The organism is Marinifaba aquimaris (assembly GCF_013328345.1).
Classification (GTDB): Bacteria; Pseudomonadota; Gammaproteobacteria; order Enterobacterales; family Alteromonadaceae; genus Marinifaba; species Marinifaba aquimaris.
This window is the reverse complement of record NZ_JABULX010000025.1, coordinates 25,503-51,997: the sequence shown is the minus strand read 5'-3', so window position 1 is coordinate 51,997 and position 26,495 is coordinate 25,503. Positions and strand designations below refer to the sequence as shown.

24 protein-coding genes are annotated in these 26,495 nt (G+C 40.6%); 9 read left to right on the top strand and 15 right to left on the bottom strand.

The window, feature by feature from the left end; translation table 11 throughout:
* The 12 genes from HR060_RS14640 to HR060_RS14585 form a co-directional block, all read right to left on the bottom strand.
* Entirely contained in the window at positions 1-450 is a 450-nt protein-coding gene (locus tag HR060_RS14640) for a nitrate reductase cytochrome c-type subunit (protein ID WP_174201044.1), read from the bottom strand.
* Positions 451-454: 4 nt separating this feature from the next.
* Complete coding sequence (napA, locus tag HR060_RS14635; protein ID WP_343044248.1) at positions 455-2,884, bottom strand: nitrate reductase catalytic subunit NapA; 2,430 nt, start codon at positions 2,882-2,884, stop codon at positions 455-457.
* Between the two features lie 87 nt (positions 2,885-2,971).
* Complete coding sequence (locus tag HR060_RS14630) at positions 2,972-3,220, bottom strand: chaperone NapD (protein WP_174201043.1); 249 nt, start codon at positions 3,218-3,220, stop codon at positions 2,972-2,974.
* Entirely contained in the window at positions 3,213-3,710 is a 498-nt protein-coding gene (locus HR060_RS14625) for a ferredoxin-type protein NapF (protein WP_174201042.1), read from the bottom strand. Before HR060_RS14625 ends, HR060_RS14630 begins: the two co-directional genes overlap by 8 nt.
* 3 nt (positions 3,711-3,713) lie before the next feature.
* On the bottom strand, positions 3,714-3,866 hold the full coding sequence (locus HR060_RS14620) for a periplasmic nitrate reductase, NapE protein (protein ID WP_174201041.1): 153 nt from the start codon (positions 3,864-3,866) through the stop codon (positions 3,714-3,716).
* Between the two features lie 170 nt (positions 3,867-4,036).
* On the bottom strand, positions 4,037-4,789 hold the full coding sequence (locus tag HR060_RS14615; protein WP_174201040.1) for an MlaA family lipoprotein: 753 nt from the start codon (positions 4,787-4,789) through the stop codon (positions 4,037-4,039).
* A gap of 12 nt (positions 4,790-4,801) precedes the next feature.
* Entirely contained in the window at positions 4,802-6,118 is a 1,317-nt protein-coding gene (locus HR060_RS14610; RefSeq protein ID WP_174201039.1) for an alpha/beta hydrolase, read from the bottom strand.
* A gap of 90 nt (positions 6,119-6,208) precedes the next feature.
* Positions 6,209-7,006: a MipA/OmpV family protein gene (locus tag HR060_RS14605; RefSeq protein WP_174201038.1), complete on the bottom strand. Its 798-nt coding sequence runs from the start codon at positions 7,004-7,006 to the stop codon at positions 6,209-6,211.
* A 186-nt stretch (positions 7,007-7,192) separates the two neighbouring features.
* Positions 7,193-7,630, bottom strand: coding sequence for a DUF4426 domain-containing protein (locus HR060_RS14600; RefSeq protein ID WP_174201037.1), 438 nt, complete (start codon positions 7,628-7,630; stop codon positions 7,193-7,195).
* A 131-nt stretch (positions 7,631-7,761) separates the two neighbouring features.
* On the bottom strand, positions 7,762-8,301 hold the full coding sequence (locus HR060_RS14595) for a YggT family protein (RefSeq protein ID WP_174201036.1): 540 nt from the start codon (positions 8,299-8,301) through the stop codon (positions 7,762-7,764).
* 61 nt (positions 8,302-8,362) lie between these two features.
* On the bottom strand, positions 8,363-9,196 hold the full coding sequence (gene proC / locus HR060_RS14590; protein WP_174201035.1) for a pyrroline-5-carboxylate reductase: 834 nt from the start codon (positions 9,194-9,196) through the stop codon (positions 8,363-8,365).
* A gap of 19 nt (positions 9,197-9,215) precedes the next feature.
* Entirely contained in the window at positions 9,216-9,902 is a 687-nt protein-coding gene (locus HR060_RS14585; RefSeq protein WP_174201034.1) for a YggS family pyridoxal phosphate-dependent enzyme, read from the bottom strand.
* A 29-nt stretch (positions 9,903-9,931) separates the two neighbouring features.
* On the opposite strand from HR060_RS14585, the gene HR060_RS14580 reads away from it, so the two are divergent.
* The 4 genes from HR060_RS14580 to asd all read left to right on the top strand — a co-directional run bounded on the left by HR060_RS14580 (position 9,932) and on the right by asd (position 13,952).
* Positions 9,932-10,978 carry a type IV pilus twitching motility protein PilT gene (locus HR060_RS14580; RefSeq protein WP_174201033.1) on the top strand — a complete coding sequence of 349 codons (1,047 nt, stop codon included), beginning with the start codon at positions 9,932-9,934 and terminating at the stop codon, positions 10,976-10,978.
* A gap of 2 nt (positions 10,979-10,980) precedes the next feature.
* Positions 10,981-12,102, top strand: a complete 1,122-nt coding sequence (locus HR060_RS14575) for a PilT/PilU family type 4a pilus ATPase (protein WP_174201032.1) — start codon at positions 10,981-10,983, stop codon at positions 12,100-12,102.
* 73 nt (positions 12,103-12,175) lie between these two features.
* The gene (gene def / locus HR060_RS14570; RefSeq protein WP_174201031.1) at positions 12,176-12,700 is read left to right on the top strand and encodes a peptide deformylase; all 525 of its coding nucleotides are present in this window, start codon (positions 12,176-12,178) and stop codon (positions 12,698-12,700) included.
* A gap of 139 nt (positions 12,701-12,839) precedes the next feature.
* The gene (asd, locus tag HR060_RS14565) at positions 12,840-13,952 is read left to right on the top strand and encodes an aspartate-semialdehyde dehydrogenase (protein WP_174201030.1); all 1,113 of its coding nucleotides are present in this window, start codon (positions 12,840-12,842) and stop codon (positions 13,950-13,952) included.
* Positions 13,953-14,026: 74 nt separating this feature from the next.
* Here the strand turns inward: asd and HR060_RS14560 are convergent, their stop codons facing one another.
* Complete coding sequence (locus HR060_RS14560; RefSeq protein ID WP_246283186.1) at positions 14,027-14,638, bottom strand: arylesterase; 612 nt, start codon at positions 14,636-14,638, stop codon at positions 14,027-14,029.
* 37 nt (positions 14,639-14,675) lie between these two features.
* Here HR060_RS14560 and HR060_RS14555 point away from each other — a divergent pair, with 37 nt between their 5' ends.
* A complete protein-coding gene (locus HR060_RS14555) occupies positions 14,676-15,401 on the top strand; it encodes an ABC transporter ATP-binding protein (protein WP_174201028.1) in 726 nt (241 codons plus the stop codon).
* Between the two features lie 7 nt (positions 15,402-15,408).
* Entirely contained in the window at positions 15,409-17,928 is a 2,520-nt protein-coding gene (locus HR060_RS14550; protein ID WP_174201027.1) for an ABC transporter permease, read from the top strand.
* A gap of 33 nt (positions 17,929-17,961) precedes the next feature.
* Here HR060_RS14550 and HR060_RS14545 read toward each other — a convergent pair whose 3' ends face one another.
* A complete protein-coding gene (locus HR060_RS14545) occupies positions 17,962-18,981 on the bottom strand; it encodes a helix-turn-helix domain-containing protein (protein WP_174201026.1) in 1,020 nt (339 codons plus the stop codon).
* Between the two features lie 194 nt (positions 18,982-19,175).
* The gene (barA, locus tag HR060_RS14540) at positions 19,176-21,980 is read right to left on the bottom strand and encodes a two-component sensor histidine kinase BarA (protein ID WP_174201025.1); all 2,805 of its coding nucleotides are present in this window, start codon (positions 21,978-21,980) and stop codon (positions 19,176-19,178) included.
* Positions 21,981-22,050: 70 nt separating this feature from the next.
* Between barA and rlmD the strand changes: the two genes are divergently transcribed.
* The 3 genes from rlmD to mazG all read left to right on the top strand — a co-directional run bounded on the left by rlmD (position 22,051) and on the right by mazG (position 26,451).
* Positions 22,051-23,379 (top strand): 23S rRNA (uracil(1939)-C(5))-methyltransferase RlmD, encoded by a 1,329-nt coding sequence (gene rlmD / locus HR060_RS14535; RefSeq protein ID WP_174201024.1) that lies wholly within the window; start codon positions 22,051-22,053, stop codon positions 23,377-23,379.
* 68 nt (positions 23,380-23,447) lie between these two features.
* The gene (gene relA / locus HR060_RS14530) at positions 23,448-25,637 is read left to right on the top strand and encodes a GTP diphosphokinase (protein ID WP_174201023.1); all 2,190 of its coding nucleotides are present in this window, start codon (positions 23,448-23,450) and stop codon (positions 25,635-25,637) included.
* Between the two features lie 13 nt (positions 25,638-25,650).
* Complete coding sequence (mazG, locus tag HR060_RS14525; RefSeq protein ID WP_174201022.1) at positions 25,651-26,451, top strand: nucleoside triphosphate pyrophosphohydrolase; 801 nt, start codon at positions 25,651-25,653, stop codon at positions 26,449-26,451.
* Positions 26,452-26,495: the final 44 nt, after the last annotated feature.

The window sequence follows — 26,495 nt, the reverse complement described above, 5'->3', positions numbered from 1 at the left end:
CTATTTCTCCGACTTCTTATTCAGAACCTTATCTAAATCAACGAAAGTATTTTTTATTGGTTCACTCAAGTCAGCTTGGGGCACATGACATTGGTTACAAAAATAGCGACGAGGTGATACTTCAGCAAGGAAGTTCCCGTCTCTATCCATGTAATGCGTGACGCTTATCATTGATGCTTGCGTCTCTTCTGTACGCTTTCTGGCATGGCATGATAGGCATTTATTAACTTTTAAATCGACTTCATAATCTCTTATGTTGTGAGGAATTAATGGCGGCTGCATAGGGTAGTTTCGCCCCTTTTTAACATCGTCATTAACCATTTTTGCAATATTGGGTGCTTCTGTAGTGGTGTCTATTTCGGCTTTGCGAATTTGGTTGATTGGATCCGCAGAGACGGTAAAAACCAAGGCTAAAACAGTAACTAAGCTTAAAACTATTTTTGTCTTCATCGTCTTATACCTTCTCAATTCTTACTGCACACTTTTTAAAATCCGTTTGTTTAGATAGCGGATCCGTTGCATCTAATGTCACTTTGTTTATTAGACGAGCTGCATCAAACCAAGGGACATAAACCAAGCCTTCTGGCGGCTTGTTTCGACCACGGGTTTCTACTTTTATACGTATCTCACCTCTTCTTGAAACCAGTTTTACTTCTTCTCCTCTTCGAAGATTGCGTTTTTTCGCATCTTCTGGGGGCATGTAAACCAAGGCATGAGGAATTGATTTATAAAGCTCTGGAACACGCATGGTCATTGAACCTGAGTGCCAGTGTTCAAGTACGCGTCCTGTTGAAAGCCATAAGTCGTAGTTTTTATCGGGTACTTCTGCTGGTGCCTCGTAAGGCAAGGCAAAAATGATTGCTTTGCCATCGGGTTTACCATAAAACTCGAAGCTTTTACCTTCTTTGACATATGGATCAGCACCTTCGCGATAGCGCCATAAGGTTTCTTTACCATCAACAACAGGCCAGCGTAAGCCTCGTACTTGGTGATATACATCGTACGGCGCTAAATCGTGGGCTTTACCGCGACCAAAAGTTGCATATTCTTCGAATAAACCTTTTTGAACATAAAAACCAAAGTCTTTTGCATCGTCATTGAGTTTGTCTTTTGGCACTTCTGATAGAGGGAACTTATCGACATTGCCATTTTTGTAGAGTACTTCGTATAGGGTTTTACCTTTGAGGTTAGGTGACTTTGCAAGTAACTCTGCAGGCCATACTTCATCTACTTTAAAGCGTTTAGCAAACTCCATCAGTTGCCACATATCTGATCTGGCTTCACCTGGTGCTTTAACTTGCTGGTACCAAGCTTGTGTTCTTCGTTCTGCATTACCATAAGCCCCTTCTTTCTCAACCCACATAGCTGGAGGTAAAATTAAGTCAGCAGCTTGTGCTGTTACTGTAGGGTAAGCATCAGTGACGACAATAAAGTTATCGGGGTTACGGTAACCTGGAAAACCTTCCTCGTTGATATTGGCCGCTGCCTGCATGTTATTGTTACATTGCACCCAGTAGGCATTTATTTCACCGTCTTTTAACTTTCGGTTGTGAAGTACGGCGTGATAGCCAGGTTTAGGAACAATTGTCCCTGCTGGTACTTTCCAAATTTTTTCGGCAACTTTTCGGTGTTTTGGATTGTTAACAACCATATCTGCTGGCAAACGGTGGGCAAAGGTCCCCACCTCTCGAGCAGTACCACATGCAGATGGTTGGCCTGTTAGTGAGAAAGGGCTGTTACCTGGTGTAGCAATTTTACCGGTGAGTAAGTGAATATTGTAAATAAGGTTGTTACACCAAACACCACGGGTGTGTTGATTGAACCCCATTGTCCAGAAAGACGTCACTTTGCGATTAGGATCAGCATAAGCTTGAGCCATCTTGATTAACTTATCTTCTGGCACTTTTGAAAGTTGGCTTACTGATTTGACGTCATACTCGCTGACAAAGCCTTTAAATTCATCAAATGACATTGGCGTTGAGTCACCCGCATTCGCTGCATTTTTTGCTGCTTTTTCTTTCGGGTGGCTATCTCTTAAGCCATAACCAATATCTGTTTGGCCGCGGCGGAAATTAGTATGTTTGTTGACAAAATCCCAGTTAACTTTGTCGTTTTGTATGATGTAGTTGGCGATGAAATTTAAAATAGCTAAATCTGTTTGCGGCTCAAAAATCATCGGGTTATCAGCTAACTCAAAACTTCTGTGTTCAAAAGTAGAAAGTACTGTCACTTTGACTTCAGGTTTACTTAGGCGTCTATCGGTAACACGCGTCCAAAGAATCGGATGCATCTCAGCCATGTTGGAGCCCCATAAGAAGAACTCATCGGCTGCTTCTATGTCATCATAGCAACCCATGGGTTCATCAATGCCGAAAGTACGCAGAAAACCAACAACAGCAGAAGCCATACAGTGTCTGGCATTGGGCTCGATATTGTTACTTCTAAAGCCCGCTTTCATCAACTTGACTGCGGCATAACCTTCCATGACTGTCCATTGGCCAGAACCAAACATGCCGATTGCTTCAGGACCTTTTTCTTTTAAGGTTTTTTTGAATTTTTCAGCCATGACATCAAATGCAGTGTCCCAAGAGACAGGTGTAAAATCGCCATCTTTTGCATATTTGCCATTTTTCATTCTTAGCATAGGCTGAGTGAGACGATCTTCACCGTATAAGATTTTAGATAAGAAGTAGCCCTTAACACAGTTTAAGCCTCGATTAACAGGGGATTTAATATCACCATGAGTAGCAACAACGCGACCGTCTTTAGTTGCCACATTGATACTGCACCCCGTACCACAAAAACGACATTTTGCCTTATCCCAAGTTAATTTGGTGATCTCGCTTGAAGTGATTAAATTGCTGGCGTAACCAGATAATGGAATCGCGGCGACTGAAGCGGCACTCGCCTTTAAAACTGACGTCTATCTAATTGCATTATTTTTCTCCGTGGCTAATGTGGTTTTGCTACATCAGGCTGATTCTTCAATATATTCGTGGTGGATAGGGGAGACACTTAACATATGGGGAATGCTTTCTAGTGCTCTAAATCCATCGACTAAATCTTGTGTGCTGCTTCCTTCTACGGTCACTATGATGCGGCCATTGTCATCGTCGCCATGTACCTCGGCAAACTCAAAAGCATCAATGGTGCTCTTTACTTGCGTCAAATGCTTAGGAAAGGCATACGCAATGTAACTCGCAACATGGTATTCAGACATGCTCCAACTCCGATTCTTTCTTGGTTGTTATTATTGACTGGCTCGGACAAACCGAGATACAAGCTCCACAGTCAGTGCATTGAGTGTTGTTTAAGGACGGTACAGGTATTGCCCCTCGACTAAATGAAAACTGGATTGCTCCCGCTTCACACTCATCTTTACATGACTGACAGTAGATTGCGTTATGTGCTAAACAGTCTTGTTTTATCGTAAAAATATGTTGGGATTTTGGGTTGTTAATATCTAACGCTCTCGGTTCACAAGCGTCTAGACACTCTTTACATTCGGTACATTCACCTAGATTGAAATCAATTTCAGGAGAACCACCTTCGCCGATTACAATAATTTGTGTTTCACATTGTTCAATGCAGGCATTACAGTGTTGGCATTTATCAAGGAATTTTTCTTCGAGATCACTCCAAGGGGGACGAACTACGACATCTTCCCTTCTATGTCTATTTAGTAAGTTTCGCTTGGTCCGATCTAGCATCCACTATGCACCTGGCGGCCTAAGAATGATTTGACTCATCCATATGACAAAACCATAGCTACCCATTAACGCTAGGCTAATGGCAGGGAATAGAACGACAGTGATAAATAAAAAAGCATTGCGTTCGTATTTTTTAGTATCTTCAACGTCTGACATTTCTAATCAACTTCAATCGATTTTGATGTATTTCAGCCTAGTGAAGCTTTTAAAATGTTACCAATTAAGAAATGATGAATTTTGATAATTTATTTAGGAAATTGAGCTAAATCAATTTGTTGAAAAAATAAAGCTCCATTTGGAGCTTTATTTTTTAGGATTGGAACTGATTAACGTTCGATTTGGATTTCTCTGTATTTGGTATAGAGTAATTTGATTGTGTCATACTCAAATGCAGAGCCTGAAGCGTAATATCTAAAGTTGATATTTTTGCGAGTATCTAAGGCTTTAACAAAATTCATGAATAATTCTTCACTGTCTTTTAAGCCTAGCTCATTCACCGCTGCATTGTATGCCGCCATATCTACAATACCGCCAAACGCATCACGTAAGTTTGATGGACCTAAAAATGGTAGAACTAAGTAGGGGCCAGGCGATACACCATAATGGCCTAAGGTTTGACCAAAGTCTTCATTTTGCTTATCTAGCCCCATATGGGTAGCTGGGTCAAATAAACCCGCTAAACCTATGGTTGTATTGACAGCAAAGCGGCCTAAGGTTTCAAAAGCTGGTTTAGGTTTAAGCTGTAATGCAGCATTTAAGAAAATAGGAATCTCGCCTAAGTTTGAGAAGAAATTACTGACACCTTGTTCAACCGGATCAGGAGTAATTGCTTTATAACCAGAAACTAACGGCAGGAGTATGTTTTCATCTACTGTGTGGTTGAAATAGTACATTCGGCGGTTGAAGCCTTGCCACGGATCAGATATCTGATTGGTCATCGTATGCGCCATTTCTTCTTCAGACGTTGGCCAAGAGGGCTCTTGCGCATGAGGCTCTATTTCTGGTGTTGCGCTACAAGCTGTTAAACCATAGGCTAAAACCAGCGCAGATAGTGCTTTGAGCAAACTTTTTGTTTTCATTTTCTTGCTCCTCTATTTAGCGAAATATTTATTGATGTAAGCGACGAAATCTTTTCGATCCATATTGCCGCAATGCCCACCTTGAGGGAATATTTTTGCTCTATCTTTAAATACAGATTGTAAATATTCAACTTCACCGTCGGCTAAAATAATATCGTCAGCATTTGTCACAACCGATACGTTATCTGCTTGTACAAGAAAGTCTTCAATCGCTTTTAAACTCAAACGCTCAATCAGTTCATCTCGTGTTAGGTTGGGATCTTCTTTGGTGTAATGGGCGACAATTGCACGGTCGAAATAGTTCAGGAAGCCTTTTCTCGAAGCGCGAACAAAAGAGTGGAAGTTATTTTCATATTTACTGATTTCGTGGTCTTTATAGATAACCGCACCGTAGTTGAATGTGGTATCAATGGCGTAAATCATTTCAGCTGACGACATCCTAAATGATGTACCAATAAGCAGTTTCAGCTCGTCTTCCGTTAAGTTCGATTGGCCAAATAATTGATAGATTGAATCTTGAGTAAAGCTAGCAGATTCCATCGATGCATAAGCATCCGAGAATCTATCAATGATATTTTCAAACGTTGCATTTAAACGATCGCGTTTAGCGACATCGCCATCATCAATATCTAGGTAACCATCTAACACAGATACTGAGTTGTATAGACTAACAGGCGGATTAACTAAGAGTACCTTCTTGAAGTTAAACTGTTTTCGCTCTTGGTCTAATTTAGCAAGATATGCTGAATGTGCTCCACCTAGGGAATAACCGGTTAAGTAAAACTCCGTGACTTCAATTTCTTTTTCCGCTTTGACTTGAGCTAAGGTTTTTTCTAGAACTTCATACAGAATCTCAGCATCTTTTTCTAAAAAGCCCGGGAAGTGGTCTTCACCTGTTGATGCATTAACAATGAAGTTTGAAAAGGTCGGCGATGATAATGAAATAACATGGTAGCCTTGTTGATAAAAGCCTTTTTCCAAGTTTCGCATTTTACTGCCATCGTAGGATCCCCCCGTTCCTGCAATTGAGAAAACTAATGGGGCAGGCTGCTCTTGTGTCACCGCAGCGTACTTTAAGCCTTTATTATAGAAAAATACTTCAGGTATTTGTTCGTACGGACGCATTTCTAAAACCATTTCGTCTCGCTCTATATCCTGCGGTAAGACGGCTTTAGGTACTTGGCAGTGTCCTGTAACAGTAGCTTGGTAGGTAGTGTAAGGTAAATCGCAAACTTGTTTATTCATTTGAGCAGCTTGCTGTTGCTCGGTTTGGCTAGCACAGGCAGCAAGCATGACTGCGCTCAATAAGCCTATCAATTGTGCTTTCATATCATTATTCTTTTTAGTTATTTTTTTGGTACAAAAAAGCCCAATTACAAGTAACTGGGCTTTTTTATAAAGGTCGTAATTAACTCGCCTTTAGAACTTGTAAGCTGCACCTAGAAGTGCAATTGATTGAGAATCATCAGCAACCAATGGGCTGTCTGCAATCTCATCACCTAAACTCGTGCCACCAGCTGCTGCCATGATGACCCAGCTTTTGTTTAAGTTATATGTACCAACTAATGCAATAGTTGCATTCGTTGTAGAGTCACCTTTATAAGTTGGTGTACCATATAAGTACTCAACCGTATCTTCGCTTAATGACTCAACTTTAGCGGCTGCTGAAAGTGTGAATTTTTCATTGGCGATAAAAGTGTAAGATGCACGTACAACTACTTCGCCACCTGGCTCAACGTCGTTAACGTTTTCATCAGCTGAACCGCCTAAAATAGAGATTTCTGCATTAAAACGACCTGATTTGTAACCTGCGTTGATACCGGCTAACACAATAGCGTCACGCTCTTCTAACTGAGGTGAGCTGATGTTTTCAATGTTGTCAAAACTTGATTCTAAGTCTTCTTTTTCCCAGCCAGCACGACGGCCAAGCTCTAGACCAAGGAAGAATTTTTCACTCGGCTTCCAAAACTTCCAACCTGCACGGTTGAATTTAAAGTAAAAAGTATCGTTATAGTTCACGTTGATTAAAGGAACCGCGATAGTTTCATTTTCGCTACCACCAACGTATTCAGGCGCATTCATTGCACCTAAACCAACGATACCGTGGAAACCAGAGCCTTTGTCTGTTTCTACGTCAGGGATCTCATCGACATTTGCATAAGAAGCGCCAGAGAAAGCTAGGAGTGAAGCAGCTGTGATTGCAGAAAATCTTTTCATTTTTAACCCCATTTAATTATAGGTAAGTCCATTCATTAGATTCAGTCTATGCCAAAGCAAATAAAGACGATAGACCTTTATTGTTAAAGTTTAGCTAAAACTGGTATAGCAAAATCTATTTGTTTTTTTTAATTGTGCTGTTATTAAAAAAAGGACAAAAACCTATAAAAATCAAGTGCAGAGCGATTAATCTACATAAAATTTATTTTTGAATTCGACCTGTGCTTGGCGATTATCCGAATTGCGAACCGTGACAGTAAAAGTCAGTGTTTCTTCGTTGCGATAATGAGCTTGACCTAAGTAGTAAATTGCATCGCCTTCATCGACTTCAATAAATTCCATTTCTTTCTTTTGCCCAAGCAGGTTTCTAGCATAACCGGTAACCAGCATTTTTTGTGGTGTTTTGCTTTTAGCGTCTAACACACTGATATTAACTAGCGCTAAATTAGCCGAGCGTGAAATGCCAGCCGCTTGGGCTATATCCGGTTTGATAAAAGTGGATGGAAAAGAGATGTGATGAATTTCCCAATCGCCCGATAAGGTTACATGAGGGTTATCGGCCGCGATGGTTTTAAAGCTGGTAAAGCTAATTACGCACAAAAAAGTAAAAAAAAGTCGTTTCATCTTGATGCCTTTTTAGAAAGATATACGTCTTGAAAATAGAGATTAGGAAATAGTCGTTAAACGTTTTTAGAGTGTATATGGATTAGCCCTCTTAACTGGAATTTAGCACCAGTTAAGAGGTCGTCTCGCTTTTAGAAGCGACCAAACATATCGATAATTAAGTAATTAACGAACTGTAGGCCAATGAGCAAAATCAAAATAGACGAGTCTAAACCGCCCATCTGAGGCAGGATTTTTCTGATTGGTTTTAACAAAGGTTCAGTTAATTGCATTAAAACGTATTCCATCGGGTTTTGACCTTGGCTAAACCAGCTTAAAATTGCTCGGATAACTAAAATCCAAAAGACCAATTGGAAGGCTTCTTTTAGTACACTGACTGCACCAAATATCACCATCGCGAGAGCGGGAATGTTTTGTGAAAGCACAATGCTTAATACAAAGTACTTAAGAATGCCGATTACCAACGCAAGGATTACACTCGCTAAATCCAAGCCGCCAAAGCCAGGGATTATCCTTCTCAAAGGAACAACTAATGGGTTAGTGGCTTTGACCACAAATTGTGAGAATGGGTTGTAAAAGTCGGCTCTTACCAGTTGAAGCCAAACTCTCAATAGCACGACCATGAGGTAGAGGCCGAAAAGCGTCTCAATTAAAAAGTGTAGCGCGTTCATGGCTTTTCCTTGTTTTAGTAGCCTTGTAGAAATACAAAATATTAATGTTTATATGTTTGGGTTATATTAGCTTAGCCATTTCTTCTGCTCTGGCAATGGCTGCTTGCATCGCTTTTTGGCTAATTTGTCTCAATTCACTTTCTTCATAGGTTCGAATAGCTTCAGCTGTTGTACCACCTTTAGATGTGACATTCTCTCGCAGTTGGCTGATCGCTAGCTCAGGGTTTTGACAAACCATTTGAGCTGAACCTAAAGCAACCTGCTGGACAATTGCTCTTGCATCTTCTTGGCTAAAACCTAAGTTGATAGCTTCTTGCTCAATTGACTCCATAAATAGGAAAAAATAAGCCGGCGCACTACCTGCAACGGCAATAATTTTATCTATGCCCGCTTCATCTTGAACCCAAATACTTTTACCTACGGCATTCATCATGTCGTTAGCAAAGTCTTTATCTTGTTGAGCAATATTGCTTGGCGCATATAAGCCTGTTAACCCTAAACCCAGTAATGAAGGCGTATTTGGCATCGTTCTGATGATTTTAAACGTGTTATTTTCCCCACCTAGCATGTTTTGTAATCGGTCAACCAAAATGCCCGCGGCAATTGAAATAAACAGTTTGCTTGATAAGTCGATACCGCTTTCAATTAGTTTGGCTAACATATCTGCCATCATTTGCGGTTTAACGGCTAATACAATCACATCAGCTTGTTTTGCTACTTCTTGGTTACTTTGGCTTGTTTCGATACCAAAATCGGACTTGAGCGCATCGAGTTTTGGTAGAGAGGGGTTGGCAGCAAAAATAGCTTTGGCATCATAACCATTTTTAATAAGGCCACCTATGATGCTTCGAGTCATGTTACCTGCGCCGATAAAAGCAATTTTTCTATTATTCATTCGTTCTACTTATTGTTGTTTAATTTCTTGCACCAAAAATAGCTGTGCCTATTCTGACCATCGTTGAACCATTTGCAATGGCCTGTTCTAAATCTTGACTCATTCCCATAGATAGGGTGTCTACTTGGGGATATTTGTCTTTTAACTGACAAAAACAAGTATTAAGGGCTGCAAAGCTGGCCGCTTGTTTTGCGGGCTCATCGGTTTTTTCAGGAATGGCCATCAGTCCTCTTAGATTTAACCGAGGTAATTGAGCAATAATACTGGCAAGGGGTAATACTTCTTCAATGCTGATCCCTGATTTAGAATCTTCTTGTGAAACATTGACCTGAATACAAACATTTAAAGGTGCTAACTCTGGGCTTCTTTGCTCGTTCAATCTTTTTGCTATTTTCTCTCTGGACAAGGTTTGCATCCAATCGAAATGTTCTGCAACTAATTTCGTTTTGTTTGACTGTAATGGACCAATAAAGTGCCATTCAATATCTGGGTACTTTGAAAAAAAATTAACCTTATCAACACCTTCTTGCACATAGTTTTCACCAAATTGCCTTTGACCTGCTTGATAAGCTTGTTCAATGTCTTCAAATGGTTTGGTTTTACTTACAGCAAGTAACTGAATTTCATTAGTTTTTCTTTGTGACTTTGTTGCTGCATTCGTGATATGTTGCTGTGCGATCTCGAGTCTTTCTGCTATTTTATTCATATTTACAATGGTTCGGAGTATATAAACCTATGGATATTACCGAGTTACTAGCCTTCAGCGTTGACCACAACGCATCTGACCTGCATTTATCTTCTGGTGTTTCACCTATGATTCGCGTTGACGGTGAAGTTCGTAAAATTAACATACCGCCTTTAGACCACAAGCAAGTTCACCAGCTTATCTACGATATTATGAATGATAAGCAACGAAAAGAATACGAAGAAACTTTAGAATCTGACTTTTCTTTCGAAGTCCCTAATTTAGCCCGTTTCAGGGTTAATGCGTTTGTTCAAAATCGTGGCCCAAGTGCGGTATTTCGTACAATCCCTACCGATGTTCTGAGTTTAGAGCAATTAAACACACCTGATATTTTCAGAGATTTGGCCGATAAGCCTCGTGGTTTGGTGTTGGTAACGGGTCCCACGGGGTCGGGTAAATCGACAACATTAGCGGCGATGATCAACTACATCAACGAAACCAAACACCACCACATTTTGACGATTGAAGACCCAATTGAATTTGTTCATCAAAACCAACTCAGTTTGATTAACCAAAGGGAAGTTCACAGGGATACCAAGTCGTTCAACAACGCACTTAGATCAGCGCTTCGTGAAGACCCTGATGTTATCTTAGTTGGTGAGATGCGTGACCTTGAAACGATTCGCCTAGCAATGACAGCTGCTGAAACGGGTCACTTGGTATTCGGTACCCTGCATACCACTTCTGCACCTAAGACCATTGACCGTATTATTGATGTGTTCCCTGCAGCAGAAAAACCAATGGTTCGCTCTATGTTATCTGAATCATTACAGGCTGTAATATCACAAACCTTACTGAAAAAATCAGGTGGTGGACGAGTTGCAGCACATGAGATTATGGTAGGGACACCTGCTATTCGTAACTTGATTCGCGAAGATAAAGTTGCACAAATGTACTCTGCTATTCAAACCGGTATGGCACATGGTATGCAGACAATGGATCAATGTTTAATGAATTTGGTAAACCAAGGGGTCGTGAGTCGTCAAGCCGCTATGGCTAAAGCAGCGAATAAACAAACCTTTGGCGGGGGCATGTAATCATGTTGCTCGAACCCTACTTACAAGACATGTGTAACAAAAACGGTTCTGACCTTTTTGTTACCGCAGGTCGTCCGATTAGCGCCAAAATTAACGGTGAGTTGGTACCGCTTGATCACGATAATTTAACAGCCGATCGCTGCCGTGAATTAGCCATTGATTCAATGACTGATCGTTTAGAGCACGAATTTTTGGCAACTAACGAATGTAACTACGCAGTGGCCATACCAAAAGTTGGCCGTTTCCGTTGCAGTGCTTTTATTCAGCGTGAATCAGTTGGTATGGTTATTCGCCGTATCAACACAGAAATTCCAGATGTAGATGATTTAGGTTTACCGAACGTACTCAAAGAAGTGATCATGGCAAAACGTGGTTTATTTCTTTATGTTGGTGCAACCGGTACTGGTAAATCGACTGCATTAGCGGCGTTATTGGGTTATCGCAACCGCAACTCACGTGGTCATATTTTGACAATTGAAGATCCTATTGAATTTGTCCATGATCATGAAAAGTCGATTGTTAATCAGCGTGAAGTTGGTACCGATACAGAGTCGTTTGAAGCGGCGCTTAAAAGCTCTTTACGACAAGCACCAGATGTCATTATGATTGGTGAAATTCGTTCACGTGAAATCATGGAATACGCGTTGTCATTTGCTGAAACAGGTCATTTATGTGTTGCTACGTTGCACGCAAATAATGCCAATCAAGCAATTGACCGTATTATGCACCTTGTTCCTAAGGACATGAAAGAGAAGTTATTATTCGACCTTTCGTTGAATTTACGTGCCATTGTTGCTCAGCAACTTGTTCCGACTAAAGACGGGGAAGGCCGGGTGGCAGCGATTGAGGTTATGCTCAATTCACCACTGATTGCCGATATGATTGCCCGTGGAGACATTGGCGGTATTAAAGAGGTGATGGATAAGTCAAAAGAGCAGGGGATGATCACCTTCGATGGTGCCTTGTTCGAGTTGTATCAGCAAGGACGTATTAACTTCTCAGATGCACTGCATCATGCCGATTCACCTAATGACCTTAGACTTAAAATTAAACTCAAGAGTAATGAAACCAGAAGTACAGGCTTTTTGGATGGCGTTACCGTTGATTTGGGTGATGATGTTTAATTCGACTAAACATCATGATTTTTTTAAAAGCGCACATTTAGGTGCGCTTTTTTATTTGAAGGTTTGTTTATAAATGAAAATAGCCCAAGTAGGCGAGCAAGTTTTAAAAACGCCTGCTCAAGAAGTGACTGATTTTACGGATAAGTCACTAATCTCTTTTAGTGAAAGTTTACTGCAGACAATGCTTGAAGCGAATGGTATTGGGATAGCCGCTCCTCAAGTTTTTGATCACAGAGCTATTATGTACATAGCTTCAAAGTCTAACCCTAGATATCCAGATGCACCAAATATGGAGCCACTGTTGATGATTAACCCAAAGATTCTTGAGCTTTCTGGGGCAACAGAAAAAGCTTGGGAAGGGTGTTTAAGTGTACCAGGCATTCGAGGTTTGGTATCTCGTCAAACTCAGGTGAAAATCAGCTATCAAGACATTAAAGGCCATGTACATCTAGCTGAATGGTTTGGCTTCCTTGCACGTATCTTCTTGCATGAATTTGATCACTTGATTGGCAAAACTTGGTTAGATCGAATTGAATCAAACGCCGATATCATGGCCGAATCGGTTTGGTTAGAAAAAATGCAAAACGGCCAGTTATAAGTACTAGCAAACAGGCATAGCACAGACTTGTTAATTCCCCTATAATCCTTGGCTATTAAACGAATACCACTAGTTTGAGTAGAGTTTATTTGCTCAACTAGCTAAGAATAATAATCGCTATAAAGCTTGAGGAAGAGAAATGAAAAAGGTTGGTTTAGTTGGCTGGCGTGGCATGGTTGGTTCTGTGCTAATGGATCGTATGGTTGAAGAAAAAGACTTCGACTTAATCGAGCCAGTATTCTTCACTACATCACAAGCAGGTCAAGCTGCTCCTAACTTCGGTAAAGACGCAGGTGTCTTACTTGATGCTAAAGACATCAATGAACTGAAGAAAATGGATGTCATTATCTCTTGTCAAGGCGGCGACTATACTAAGGCTGTTTTCCCTGAATTACGTGCTTCAGGCTGGGATGGTTACTGGATTGATGCTGCAAGTTCACTTCGTATGGACGATGACGCGTTAATTATTTTAGACCCAGTTAATAGCAATGTTATCAAAGACGGTTTAGCTAAAGGTGTTAAGAACTTTGTCGGTGGTAACTGTACTGTTAGTTTGATGATGATGGGTTTAGGTGGCTTATTCGAAAATAATGCTATCGATTGGATTTCATCTATGACTTACCAAGCTGCCTCTGGTGGCGGTGCTAAGCATATGCGTGAGCTTATCTCTGGCATGGGTTACTTACGTGACTCTGTAGCAGATGAGTTAGCTAACCCTGCTAGCGCTATCTTAGATATCGACCGTAAGATCACAACAACACTTAACAGCGATGGTATGCCAAAAGACAACTTTGTTGTGCCATTAGCTGGTAGCTTAATCCCTTGGATTGATTCTGATTTAGGTAATGGTCAATCGCGTGAAGAGTGGAAAGCTGGCGCAGAAACAAACAAAATTTTAGGTCACGATGGTATTGTGATCCCGGTTGAAGGTTTATGTGTACGTATTGGTACAATGCGTTGTCACTCACAAGCTTTCACGATTAAATTAAAGCAAGACATCCCAATGGATGAGATCACTGATATGTTAGCTAAGCATAATCAGTGGGCTAAAGTGGTGCCTAACGAAAAAGAAGCAACGATTAACCAGTTATCACCAGCTGCTGTTACAGGAACTTTAGATGTGCCTGTAGGTCGTTTACGTAAAATGGGAATGGGTCCTGAGTACTTATCAGCTTTCTCTGTTGGTGACCAATTATTATGGGGTGCAGCAGAGCCATTACGTCGCATGTTACGCATCTTATTAGAAGACTAATACGAACTGTCTTTGACAATAAAAAAAGCCAATCTTCGGATTGGCTTTTTTGTGTCTGAAAGGAAGTAACTAGGTTAACTAGCGTTTTTCTTAATACCCAATAATTCAAGAAGTACCTCACTAAGCTTATCTGCTATTTCAGGTTGAGCCTTTTCATTAGGGTGTATACCATCTTTTTGCATCAATTCAGGTTTAATCGCGATATCTGAAAGGAAAAAAGGTACTAATGGTATCGCTTTTTCATTCGCTACTTGGCTGAAGCTGGCGGTAAAAGCTTGGGTATAACGCTTGCCGTAGTTGGGAGGGATCTGAATTTCAAATAAAATAGGACTCGCCCCCATTTTTTGGCTAACCTCAACGAGCTGCGTTAAGTTTTGTTTCAGTTGTTTAATTGATTTACCTTGTAAGCCATCATTACCTCCTAGCTCAATGATGATCCAGTCAGGTTGGTGCTGACGTAAAATATCGGGTAAACGAGCGAGTGCGCCTGTTGTTGTTTCACCACTCACACTGGCGTTGACAACTTCAATTGCATGACTTGCAGTTTGCCATTTTTTAGATAGCAAACTTACCCAGCCCTGGTCAGCTTGCATACCGTAGGCGGCACTTAAGCTGTCACCTAACACTAAAAGTTTTTCTTTAGTCGTTTCTGGCTGTACGCTATGAGTAGAAAAGGTTACTAACATAAAAAATGCAGTAATAAATCTTGAATAAAGGTGTTTCATGACATTTGTACCAGCTAATCTGCCCGTTATTGAAGTCAAACAAGTTGCTAAGACAGTAAAGCTAAATGATGAAGAACTCAACATCTTACGCCCTGCAAGCTTTGCTATTTATCCTAAAGAAACCTTAGCTATTTTGGGGGCTTCAGGCTCAGGTAAATCAACATTACTCAGTTTGCTTGCTGGGTTGGATTTACCAAGTGAAGGGGAGATATATCTCGCTTCAAATCCGATACACAAAATGTCGGAAGATCAGCGAGCACAAGTTAGGGCTCAGCACATTGGCTTTATTTTCCAATCTTTTATGCTAGTTCAGAGTTTAACGGCACTTGAGAATGTGACACTGCCTATGGAGTTAGCGGGAATCGATAATGCAACCGAGCAAGCTAAGGCGTTACTTGATTCAGTGGGGTTAAACAATCGACTGTCGCACTTTCCTAACCAACTATCTGGTGGTGAACAACAACGCGTGGCAATTGCCAGAGCATTTGCATGCAAACCAGACATTTTATTTGCTGATGAGCCGACAGGTAACCTAGACCTAGAAAATGGTAAAAAGGTACAAAACCTATTGTTTGATTTAAACAAAGAGTTTGGAACGACGCTCGTATTAGTAACACACGACCTCAAATTAGCTGATTTATGTGCCCGTAAATTACATATTCACGGCGGTGTGATAGCTGAAGCAATCAATGGTGACAAGCCTTCAAAATCGAACCGAGGGTAAGAGTAAAATGACTACAACCCCTTGGTTTAAAATGGCATTTAGGTTTTTGCTTCGCGAAGCAAAAAAAGGCGAGTTAAATTTAATATTAGCCTCTATTTTACTGGCGGTCGCATCGGTATTTTCTCTGACATTATTCAGTGAAAAAGTGCGTTTGGCGCTGGTTGAACAAAGCAGCCAGTTTTTAGCTGCCGATAGAGTACTCTCTTCATCAAGACCTATCCCTGATTCATTAAAAGCAGAGACGCAATTTAAGTTAACGCATTCTGAACAAATTCGGTTCAGCTCAATGATTTACTTCGATGGGGAATTAAAGCTTGCTTCAATTAAAGCCATTGATGATTTATATCCGTTAAAAGGTGACGTTTTACTCGCGGATACTGTTTTTTCTGAGCCTTTCTCAACCCGAGACAAACTTAAACCCGGAGAGGTTTGGCTAGAAGCTAAGCTTTTTCAACAGCTCAATTTATCACTCGGTGATATTGTTGAAATTGGTGACAGTGAGTTTATCGCGAGTCGTATTCTGGCGGCATCGCCTGATAAAACCTTAAGTGTGTTTGGCCAATCTCCCGAAGTATTGATGCACGTTACAGACGTACCAAGCACAAATATTATTCAGCCTGGTTCTCGAGTTAACTATCGAGACTACATTGCCGGTACATCGGATGAGCTCAATCGCTATTACGACTGGCTTAAGCCTCAGCTCAATGTTGATCAATTCAGTTGGTATACTGTCGAAGAAGATAATAGCCCTGTTGGTGCCTCATTGGCACGCGCTCAGCGTTACTTCTTATTGGCCAGTTTGCTTAGTGTTGTGTTAGCTGCAACCGCTATTGGAGTTGCAGCAAAAAGATATGCCCAAAGACATTATGACCTTGTTGCTATTTTGAAAACCTTTGGCGCGCAAAGCCAACAAATTAAAAAGATATTTATCACACAAGCGAGTTTGATTTTAGTGGTGGGTATTTTGGCCGGTTTGCTAGTTGGCTTAATTGCTCAGGCAGGGGTATTTTATTTTCTTGCTGATGTACTGCCCAATAATCTGCCTGAAACGAGTGCTAAACCTTGGATCTTGGCCATAGCTACTGGCTTGTTATGTGGTGGCTTTTTCTTGATGCTACCTTTGTTCCGATTATTTACTATCCCGCCCCTTCGGATACTGCGTCAGCAATTATCGGGTCAAAAATTAAAAATGTTTGTACAAGTAAGCTCCACTGCATTGGTGATATGGGGGTTGATGTGGTTGTACAGCCAAGATTTTAAGCTCGCTTGTATTTTATTTGTTTCATCAGCGGGTACTGCCGCTGTTTTATACGTGATTGCACTTGCTGGGTTAAAGTTATTAAGGCGATTGAGCTTTGTCAAAGGTGGTGCTTTAAAACTAGCTATCGCTCGATTGCATCAACGATCGCAAGCTAATAGCTTTGCGTTAGTCGCTTTTACTTTAGCCATACAATTAATGTTGATTGCATTGTTACTGAAAGGTGATTTGTTTGAACAATGGCTAGCTCAGCTAAAACCAGGTACACCGAACTATTTTGTCGCTAATTTAGCGCATCATCAAAAAGATGACTTCGCCGAACAGTTCAAAACTAAAGGCGTTGAATTGGGTGATTTATACCCAATTTATCGCAGTCGTCTAGTTTCGGTTAACAATGAAACGTTACAAGACAAGTTACTTGATGATTCGCAGCAAACTAAGGAAGAAGAAGAGCAACGCTCGGCCATTGGTAGAGAATTAAACTTAACCTCAACACTGATACTGCCAAAAGAAAATACGATTGTAGAGGGGCAGTGGTTTAGTGAAGATAACGATTTGCCATTGGCTTCAATCGAAGAAAAGTTAGCTAAGCGTATGAATATCAAATTAGGCGATACATTAGCCTTTGATTTTTCAGGGCAGGTTTATTTAGCTAGGGTAAGCAGTATTCGAAAAGTAAACTGGCAAACATTCAATGCTAACTTTTTCATTATTGTATCTCCTCAGGTATTTTCCAATATACCGACAAGCTATATCGCAAGCTTCCACTTGCCGATAGATAAACAGGCAGAGTTAAACCAAGTCATGCAGCAATACCCAAGTGCGCGAATTATCGATGTTAGAGCGATGTTGGAGCAGGTCAGAACGATTTCTCAGCAAGCTGCACTTGCTGTGGAATTTATCTTTTACCTCGTTATCTTGGCGGCTAGTTTAGTACTCGCTACTCAGATTCAAGCAAGCTTGGCAGAACGAGCTAAAGAGTTCCATGTTCTGACATGTTTGGGGGCTAAATCAAAAGTGATTAAACGCAGTACTATTTTTGAATTTGCACTACTAGGAGCATTAGCGGGACTATTTGCAACAGCCAGCAGTGAACTTGCACTATGGGCATTACAAACACATGTATTGCAAATGACTTGGAGTTGGCATTTAGCTTATTGGTTGTATACACCAATTATTAGTGCGGTGTTATTGGCAATTCTTGGTTATTTAAGTTGTCGAGGTTTAGTCAATCAAAACTATCATCAAAGGGTAGCAACGGCGTCTTAAAGAAAAAATCCAGCGTAATGCTGGATTTTTTTATTACAGAGAATTTGAACTTACTTTACCTGGTGATACACCAAAATAATTTTTATAGGCGCGCTCAAAAGCACTGCGATAGCTGTAACCTAGTAACTGGCTGACTTCATCGATACTCATATCTTGCTTTAACAAATCACTGGCCGTTTCTAATCTCGCTTCTTTGATATATTGGCCAATTGATGTGTTATAGGCCGCCTTAAATTGGCGCTGTAAAGTTGATACACTCGTATTGAGCATTTCAGCAAGCTGTTGCGCGTTTTTCACCATATTAGCGTAATCATCAATGAAGGTTTTTGCACTCATCGCTAAGTTCGCACTTCTTATTGCACTGGCTTGCTCTTTATCGATATCGCTATTACTGAGTAAATCAAATGCTTCAGAAATTAAACTGAAGAAGTTGGCACTTAACACCAACAAGTTGGGTGTTGTATTGGGTTTGATCAATTTGATCAGCTCATCGAATCGAGTCTTAAATGTCAGTGGGATCGAGTATTGGTGGAAAAAATATTTATGCCTATCTAGCATTTTTAGCAGGTGTTGGACTTTTTGCTCAGGAAAGTTAGTTAACTTAGCGAGGTTATTTAAGCCTTCTTCGTTCATTACTAACACTACATTTTTTTGAATTCCAGCTTCTGTGCTTAAAATTTCAGGTTGCTCTGAGCAGATGCCCGAAAAGCTAAGTTTATTTCTCAAGTTTTGATTTTTATGGCTGAGGTTGTAGCTGTTTAAGTTAGTGTGATAGGTCAAAACAAACACTTTTGACTTAGTTTTCTTTTCGGTAACCATATTGGGCAGCTCTTCGTGGCAAGCAAATATCGCGGCTCCGGGTACCAATTTTAATGAGCGATCGAAAACGTGTTCGTATTTCTGCTCTGGGCTACCTGCATATGGCTGGTCAAATTTTGGTAGAAAGTCCACGCAGTCTTCGAGGTTGTAGGCAGAATCGATAAAATAATCCAAATCATAGCTAATTATTTGCTTCCCTTTAATTTTCTTAGCAATTTGTTCAAGCTGATTCATGGTTTTCAGGTCACATCTTTCATAAATTTTAAATGAGTTACTTTTCACAAGTTAAGGTTTCTTAACAATTGGAAAGTGTATTTGGTCGTTTGCTTTTAATTGTTATACATGTTTAGGGAAAAATATAGACGAAAAAGGGTATATTTGTATTCAAAATGTTACTGCTCTATTGAACGGTTAAAGAATTGTTGTTTTTATAAAAGTGTTCGAGCTTCTTGTTTTAGTTGTGGAAGTAAATCCAATAATTCGAAACACTCGGGTTCTATATCGGCAATTTGACCGTTTTGCTTGAGGCTTGCTTCGATCTCATGGCAACACTTTTGTATTTTGGGTATGCCTGAATAGCAGCTCGCTCCGTGAAGTTTGTGTACGGCTTGAATTAAATCATCTACGTTTTGTTCTTTTAGCGCCAGTTCGATGGCCTGTTCTGAGTGATCTAATGAATCGAGCAGCATAGTGATCATTTCTAAAGCTAGCTCTGGTTTGTTATTTGCTCTTTTTAACGCCAAATCCCAGTCAATAATACTAAGCGTTGATTCCGTTTTAGGCTCCGCCTGCTTAGTCTCTATTTGAGACTCTACCACGGCTTCATTTTTTGTGTAGCCGCTTAAGTGATTAGCTAGCATTTGATGCAGCTTTTCTTCATCAATGGGCTTGGTTAGGTATGCGTTAAAGCCTAATTGCATAATCCGCTCCTTTTCACTTTTTGAAGCATGGGCGGTGACTGCAAAAATGGGCGTGTCCGTATTTTTCCCCATTTGTTTTATTTTTTGACAAGCCGTTAAACCATCCATTATTGGCATTTGGATATCCATTAAAATGGCGTCAAAATCTTGGTATTGCGCCATTTCATAGGCTTGTAAGCCATCTTCAGCTAGGCTAATTTGGGTTGATTCATTTTCAACTAAAGCTTTTAGTAATTTCAGGTTAGCGCTGTTGTCATCTACTAATAAGAAGCGATTATGTTTGTTTGATTTAACCTGTTTTGCGTTCTCTTGTAGTTGCTCGTTATTGGCGTTGAGCACTGACGCTTGCGTGTTTTGTGGAACAACTGGGTTGTTCGATGATAGTAATTGGGCGAGTTTCGATCGCGTCACAGGTTGTGAAATCTGAATGACTTGCGGGTAATGGTTAAAAACAGGGTGGTTTTTATCATTACAAATAAAACGAATTTGATGAGTGATTTTCTCAATTTTTTCAATAACCTGGATTAACTCAGGCGATGCATCAGCGCTTTTATTGCTGTTCAAGTTAATGATGGCAAAGTCATAAGTTGATAACGCTAGTGGAGTATCGTGATGGCTTATTGGGTAGTAACAAACATTCAAGTTCCAATCAGATAGCATTTCGGCTATGGCAATTCGAGAGTGGATGAAGCTATCAAAAATCACCACATTCTTATTTTGCAATTGGTTTGGTAATGACAAGCCTGTTATCGAGCTAGCTATAGGAACGGGGTTAATTTCATTTTTAAAGCTGAAACTGAATATCGAACCTTGGGCTTTCTCACTATTGACCTTGATGTCACCGTCCATTTCTTTAGCTAGGCGTTTAGAGATAACTAAACCTAAACCTGTACCACCATAACGTCGAGTGATACTGGAATCCCCTTGGCCGAAGGCTTGGAATAGTGAGTTTTGCTGATCAGCTGAAATGCCAATACCAGTATCTTTGACATCAATTTTAATCCCCGCTTGTTGATAAGCCGAGTCGATAGGGCTGACATCGATACAGATTGAGCCTCGCTCAGTAAACTTGATTGCATTACCGATTAAATTGGTGAGTACTTGTTGGATGCGCATTGCATCGCCAACTAGGTTGTCAGGCGTCGTTTTTTCGATTTTAAGCGAAATGGTCAGGCCTTTTTCGTGTGCCCCCGGCGCCAATAAGCAGTAGGTTTCCTCAATACAATCACGAAGTGAATAAGGGATCTTCTCTATGGTCATACGGCCAGCTTCAAGCTTAGAGAAGTCTAAAATATCATTGATAATCAATAGTAAGTTATTAGCTGAGCTTTCAATGGTTTGTAGGTAATCGGTTTGATTGGCATTTAACGGTGTCTTAAGGAGCTGGCGAGTAAAACCAATTACACCATTTAATGGCGTTCTTAGTTCATGACTCATGTTAGCCAAAAACTCCGATTTGATTCGGTTGGCTTCCATTGCACGTCGCTTTGCAATATCGAGTTCAACGTTTTGAATTTCGATTTGCTCAAGTGTCTGCCTCAAATCCGCTGTTGCTTGATCAATACTAAGCTGAAGATCATCCTGACTTTGTGAAAGTACACTGGCCAAATCGCCAATGCCTTGCCTTAATGCATCTAACTCACCTAAATATTGTTTTCGAATGAGTGGATTTCCTCGACCTTTTTCAATGGTCTTTACCGCCATGATCATCTCGTTAACAGGAGTGGTTACTTTTTTGATCACCACTACGCAAAAGCCCAAGCAGGCTAGGCCTGAAAGCATCAAGATAAAAAACGCGGTTATGAATAGGTATTTTTGTTGGTCTTGAATCGCTGCATTTTGATATTGCAGTGCAATGTAGTTGAGTTTTTTATTCGCTCCAACAGGGCCATCAATTAGTTCATTCCAAAGCGGGGTACGTAAAATACTGAATTCTTCAAAGTGTTGGATTGTGGTTGAATGCAACAAACCATCTGCGCTACTTGCTCTTAGTAAGCTAACCGAATTTTGATAATGGCTGGTAGCAATGAGCCGGTGATCGGCAGAATAAATAGCGATGCTTTTTATATGTGGGTTAAATTTAACTTGAGTTTGGTTTAGCAGGTTGAGTAACTCTGCTTCTTGGCCTTGTTTTAAATACACTTGTACAGCTAAAGCAAGTGGCTCGATAATTTGTTTTGCCTGTTGCTCAATACTCTTATCTAGCTCTAAATAGCGACTCGCGGTAAAATAACCGGCAATCAGGCTGGTGATCACTAAGGTCGGCACTAGAGTCAGTAATAAAACCCAATCTTTAAGCTGTCTGTTTTGCATTATGATATTTATTATTATTCTGCTCGCGCCCAGATTACCAAACTCGTAGTTTTATTCAATTAAGTTTGTCATGGTTAAAATATTCAAAGCGCAAGCCGCTAAAAAAGCACAGCAGAAAAAATTAGGTACAGTCAAACTTTCGATAGAGGGCATCGACTACCAAGGTCGTGGTGTCGCTAGAGAAAAAGGCAAAGTCTATTTTGTTCAGGGAGCGCTACCTGATGAAACGGTTGTTGCTAAAGTCGTCAATCAAAAATCCTCGCTCGCAGAAGCGAAAATGACAAAGTTAATTGAAGCTAGCCCTAATAGGGTTAAACCTCAGTGCCAGTACTTTGAACAGTGTGGTGGTTGTCAGTTACAACATTTAACCCATCTTTCACAGCTGACAGCAAAACAAGAAATGGTGACGGGGCTATTGCATAAAGCGGGTTGGCAAGGTTCACTTAATTGGCAAGACCCCATCCATGCAGAACCGTTTCACTACCGCCATCGAGCAAGACTTGCTGCTTTTTACGACAAGCAAAAAAATACATTATTAATTGGTTTTCGACAAAATAACTCTAAGCGTTTGGTGGATATTGATTCATGTTCGGTTATCGCAAAAAGTCTCTTTACAGGGCTTAGTGAGCTGACCTCAACGGTTAAACAATTAGAGGGTAAAGCGCATATCAGTCATATCGACTTGAACCAAATTAGCAAACAGCCTGTGGTGGCTATTCGCGCTATGGCTGATTTATCTAAACGTGATAAACAGGTCTTAACCGAGTTGGCAAAAGAAAATAGCTGGGCATTAGCCATAAATGATGGCAACAATTACTTGTGGTTAAGCGCAGAGCCAGAACTCAATTATCAAGTAGATGAAGTCACAATCGATTTCGCTTTAGATGATTTTACTCAGGTGAACCCAAGTATAAATGGCAAACTGGTTGCTAAATCTCTTGAATGGTTAGCAATAAGTAAAGACGATACGGTCGTTGATTTATTTTCCGGTTTGGGCAACTTCACTTTACCCATGGCCAAACGTGCAAAAAGTGTAACTGGGATTGAAGGTAGTCAAGCCATGGTCAGTAAAGCTAAGGCCAATGCAGAGTTAAATTTGTTATCAAACGCAGCGTTTTTGCATGCTGACTTATTTAACGAAATAGACCTATCTATCTTAAAGTCAGCTAATGTTATAGTGCTCGACCCAGCAAGAGCCGGTGCTGAAGCTGTTTGTCAAACTGCAAAACACTGGCAAGCGAGCAGAGTGCTTTACGTGTCTTGTAATCCAAACTCACTCGCTAGAGATGGTAAGTTATTGCTCGAGGCAGGCTATCAGGTCAAAAAGGTTTGTGTGCTCGATATGTTCCCACATACTTCGCACATTGAAACTTTAGCCCTGTTTGAACGCTCTAACTAAATCGGGTTAGAATTCTTTTTTCGTTTTTTACGTTTTAACAACCCACTAAAACGTTTTTAGGAATAGGCATGGTTACGGTTAGGCAGTCGCATAACAAGGAAATTCAATTATTTGATTATCAAACGTGGTTAAATCAACTGGCTTTGGTTGATGAAACTCGGCTCGATGCTGTCAAGAAGGTGACTGAGTATTGCAGTGGCGTTAGTGCGCACCCCAATATTCTCAAAGAAAGTCGAGAGATGATTGAAATCTTAGCAACCTTGAACATGGATGCTGAGACATTAACCGCAGCCAGTCTTTATCCGTTTTGGTTAGAAAAGCTCATTTCCCCAACTGCTGTTGAAAAAGATTTCGGTTTAGATGTTTTAAAGCTAATGCTCGGCGTTGATAAGATGGATGCGATTCGTATTCTTCAAAACCAAGCGGGTACCGGCATTGATGGTGATCAAGTTGATAATGTTCGCCGCATGTTATTGGCTATGGTTGAAGATGTCCGTGCGATTGTAATCAAGCTTGCCGTTTGTATTCTGGAATTGAGACGCGTTAAAGATGCTGATGAAGAGACCCGGGTTCTTACCGCAAAAGAAGCAGCGAGTATTTATGCGCCATTGGCTAATCGTTTGGGGATAGGTCAGCTCAAATGGGAAATAGAAGATTATGCGTTTCGCTTCTTGCATCCTCAAACCTACAAACAAATTGCAAAAATGTTGGATGAGAAGCGCGTTACCCGACAAGCTTACATCGAAGATGTGGTTGAGCAGCTACAACAGCAATTAGATGGAATGCAAGTGGTCGGTGAAGTCATTGGGCGACCGAAACACATTTACAGCATTTACAAAAAAATGCAGCAAAAGAAGCTGTCATTCGATAGTTTATTCGATATTCGTGCATTGCGTATTTTGGTTGATACCGTACCGGCTTGTTACGCGGCTTTAGGTGCGGTACATACAAAATGGAGTGCGATAAGCAAAGAGTTCTCTGACTACATTGCTACGCCAAAAGCGAACGGTTATCAATCTATTCACACAGTCGTTGTTGGACCTGAAGGGAAAACCATTGAAGTGCAAATTCGCACTCAGCAAATGCATCAAGATGCAGAGCTTGGCGTTGCTGCGCACTGGCGTTACAAAGAGGGGACAACCGGTGGAAAAGACAGTGGCCAAGAAAAAATTAACTGGCTGCGAAAGTTACTGCAATGGCAAGAAGATGTCTCAAATTCTGATGAACTCGTTGATGAGTTAAGAAGTCAGGTATTTGAAGAACGAGTTTATGTATTCACGCCGCGTGGCCAAGTAATTGACTTACCTCAAGGTGCAACGCCGTTAGATTTTGCTTATTACATTCACAGTAATGTCGGCCACTCTTGTATTGGTGCAAAAGTGTTCGACAAAATTGTGCCGTTTACTTACACCCTACAGAGTGGTGATCAGGTTGAAATTTTAACCAGTAAAGAACCTAACCCTTCACGAGATTGGTTAAATCCAAGTTTAGGTTACTTAAAAACCAGTCGTGCGAAAAGTAAGGTTCACCACTGGTTCAAATTACAAGATAGGGATAAAAACCTCGAAGCGGGAAGACAGATACTCGACCAAGAGCTGGATAAATTCGACTTGAAGTTTGAACAGGTTAAGCCTGCTATAAAACGCTTCAATATGAATCATTTGGATGACTTACTCGTTGCTATTGGCGGCGGGGATTTGCGTATTGGCCAAGTGATTAATTTTATTCAAAGTCTTGAACACAAACAGCAACAACAAGAAATTAATCCTAAAACCTTTAACCGTGCACCAAGAGGTTCAGACAATAAAGAATCGGCTGTAGTGGTACAAGGGGTAGGTAACTTACTCAGTTACATGGCAAAGTGTTGTCAGCCACTACCTGGTGATGCGATTCAGGGTTACATCACTCAAGGTAAAGGTATTGCAGTTCACAGAATCGATTGTGATCAATTATACAACCAGCTCAAACAAAACCCACAACGCGCTGTTGATGTGGAGTGGGGAGAAACACAACAAGGTGGCTATCGCATCGTAATTCGTGTAATGGCGCCAGATAGAAGTGGCTTGTTGAGAGATGTATCTACCGTATTGGTAAATGAAAAAATCTCGGTTCACGCCGTGAATACTCAAACTAATGATAAAACTCAGCAAGCTCATTTAGATTTAGATATTGAAGTTAATAACCTCGGCTCGCTTGATAGGGTATTGAACCGCCTGCAACAAGTACCGGGTGTATTTAGCGCTGAGCGTTTAAAGTAATCAAATTATAAATATGAAACCACCGTACAACATCGAATCATTAATTCAAATAATGCAGGCACTTAGAACGCCTGAAACTGGGTGCCCTTGGGATTTAAAACAAAATTATAAAACCATTGTTCCGTATACATTAGAAGAAGCATATGAAGTGGCTGATGCGATTGAACGAGAGGACTATGCTGAATTAAAAGGCGAGTTAGGTGATTTACTATTTCAGGTTATTTTTTATTGCCAGTTAGCCCAAGAAGAGGGCCGTTTTGAATTTGAACAAGTGGTTGAGAGTATTTGTGAAAAGCTGGTTCGCCGCCATCCACATGTCTTTGGCGATTTAGCTTTAGCAACAGATGAGGAAATTAAAGCGAATTGGGAAAAGGAAAAACAAAAAGAGCGAGAAGAGAAAACTGAACAAGTTAACTTAAGTGTGCTCGAGGATATCCCACGCGTTTTACCAGCACTTTCTAGGGCCAATAAAATTCAAAAGCGTTGTGCAAGTGTTGGTTTTGATTGGGCTGATGCTCATGGTGCATTTGTCAAAGTCAAAGAAGAAGTATTTGAAGTCGAAGACGAACTTACAGCTGTTGATGTAAATAAAGACAAATTAGCTGAAGAGCTGGGCGATTTAATGTTTGCCATGGTTAACTTAACTAGAAAGCTCAAATTAGATCCTGAAGCGGTTTTACGCAGTGCAAATAACAAATTTGAAAGACGGTTTCGCCAGGTTGAAATGATGGCGCATGAAGAAAATGACGGTCTAGAAAATATGAAGCTCGATGAAATGGAAGTGCTTTGGCAACGCGTTAAAAACGCAGAATAAACACTTGTGTCATCAATTGTGAGCAAATAGCGGCGTTTTGTACA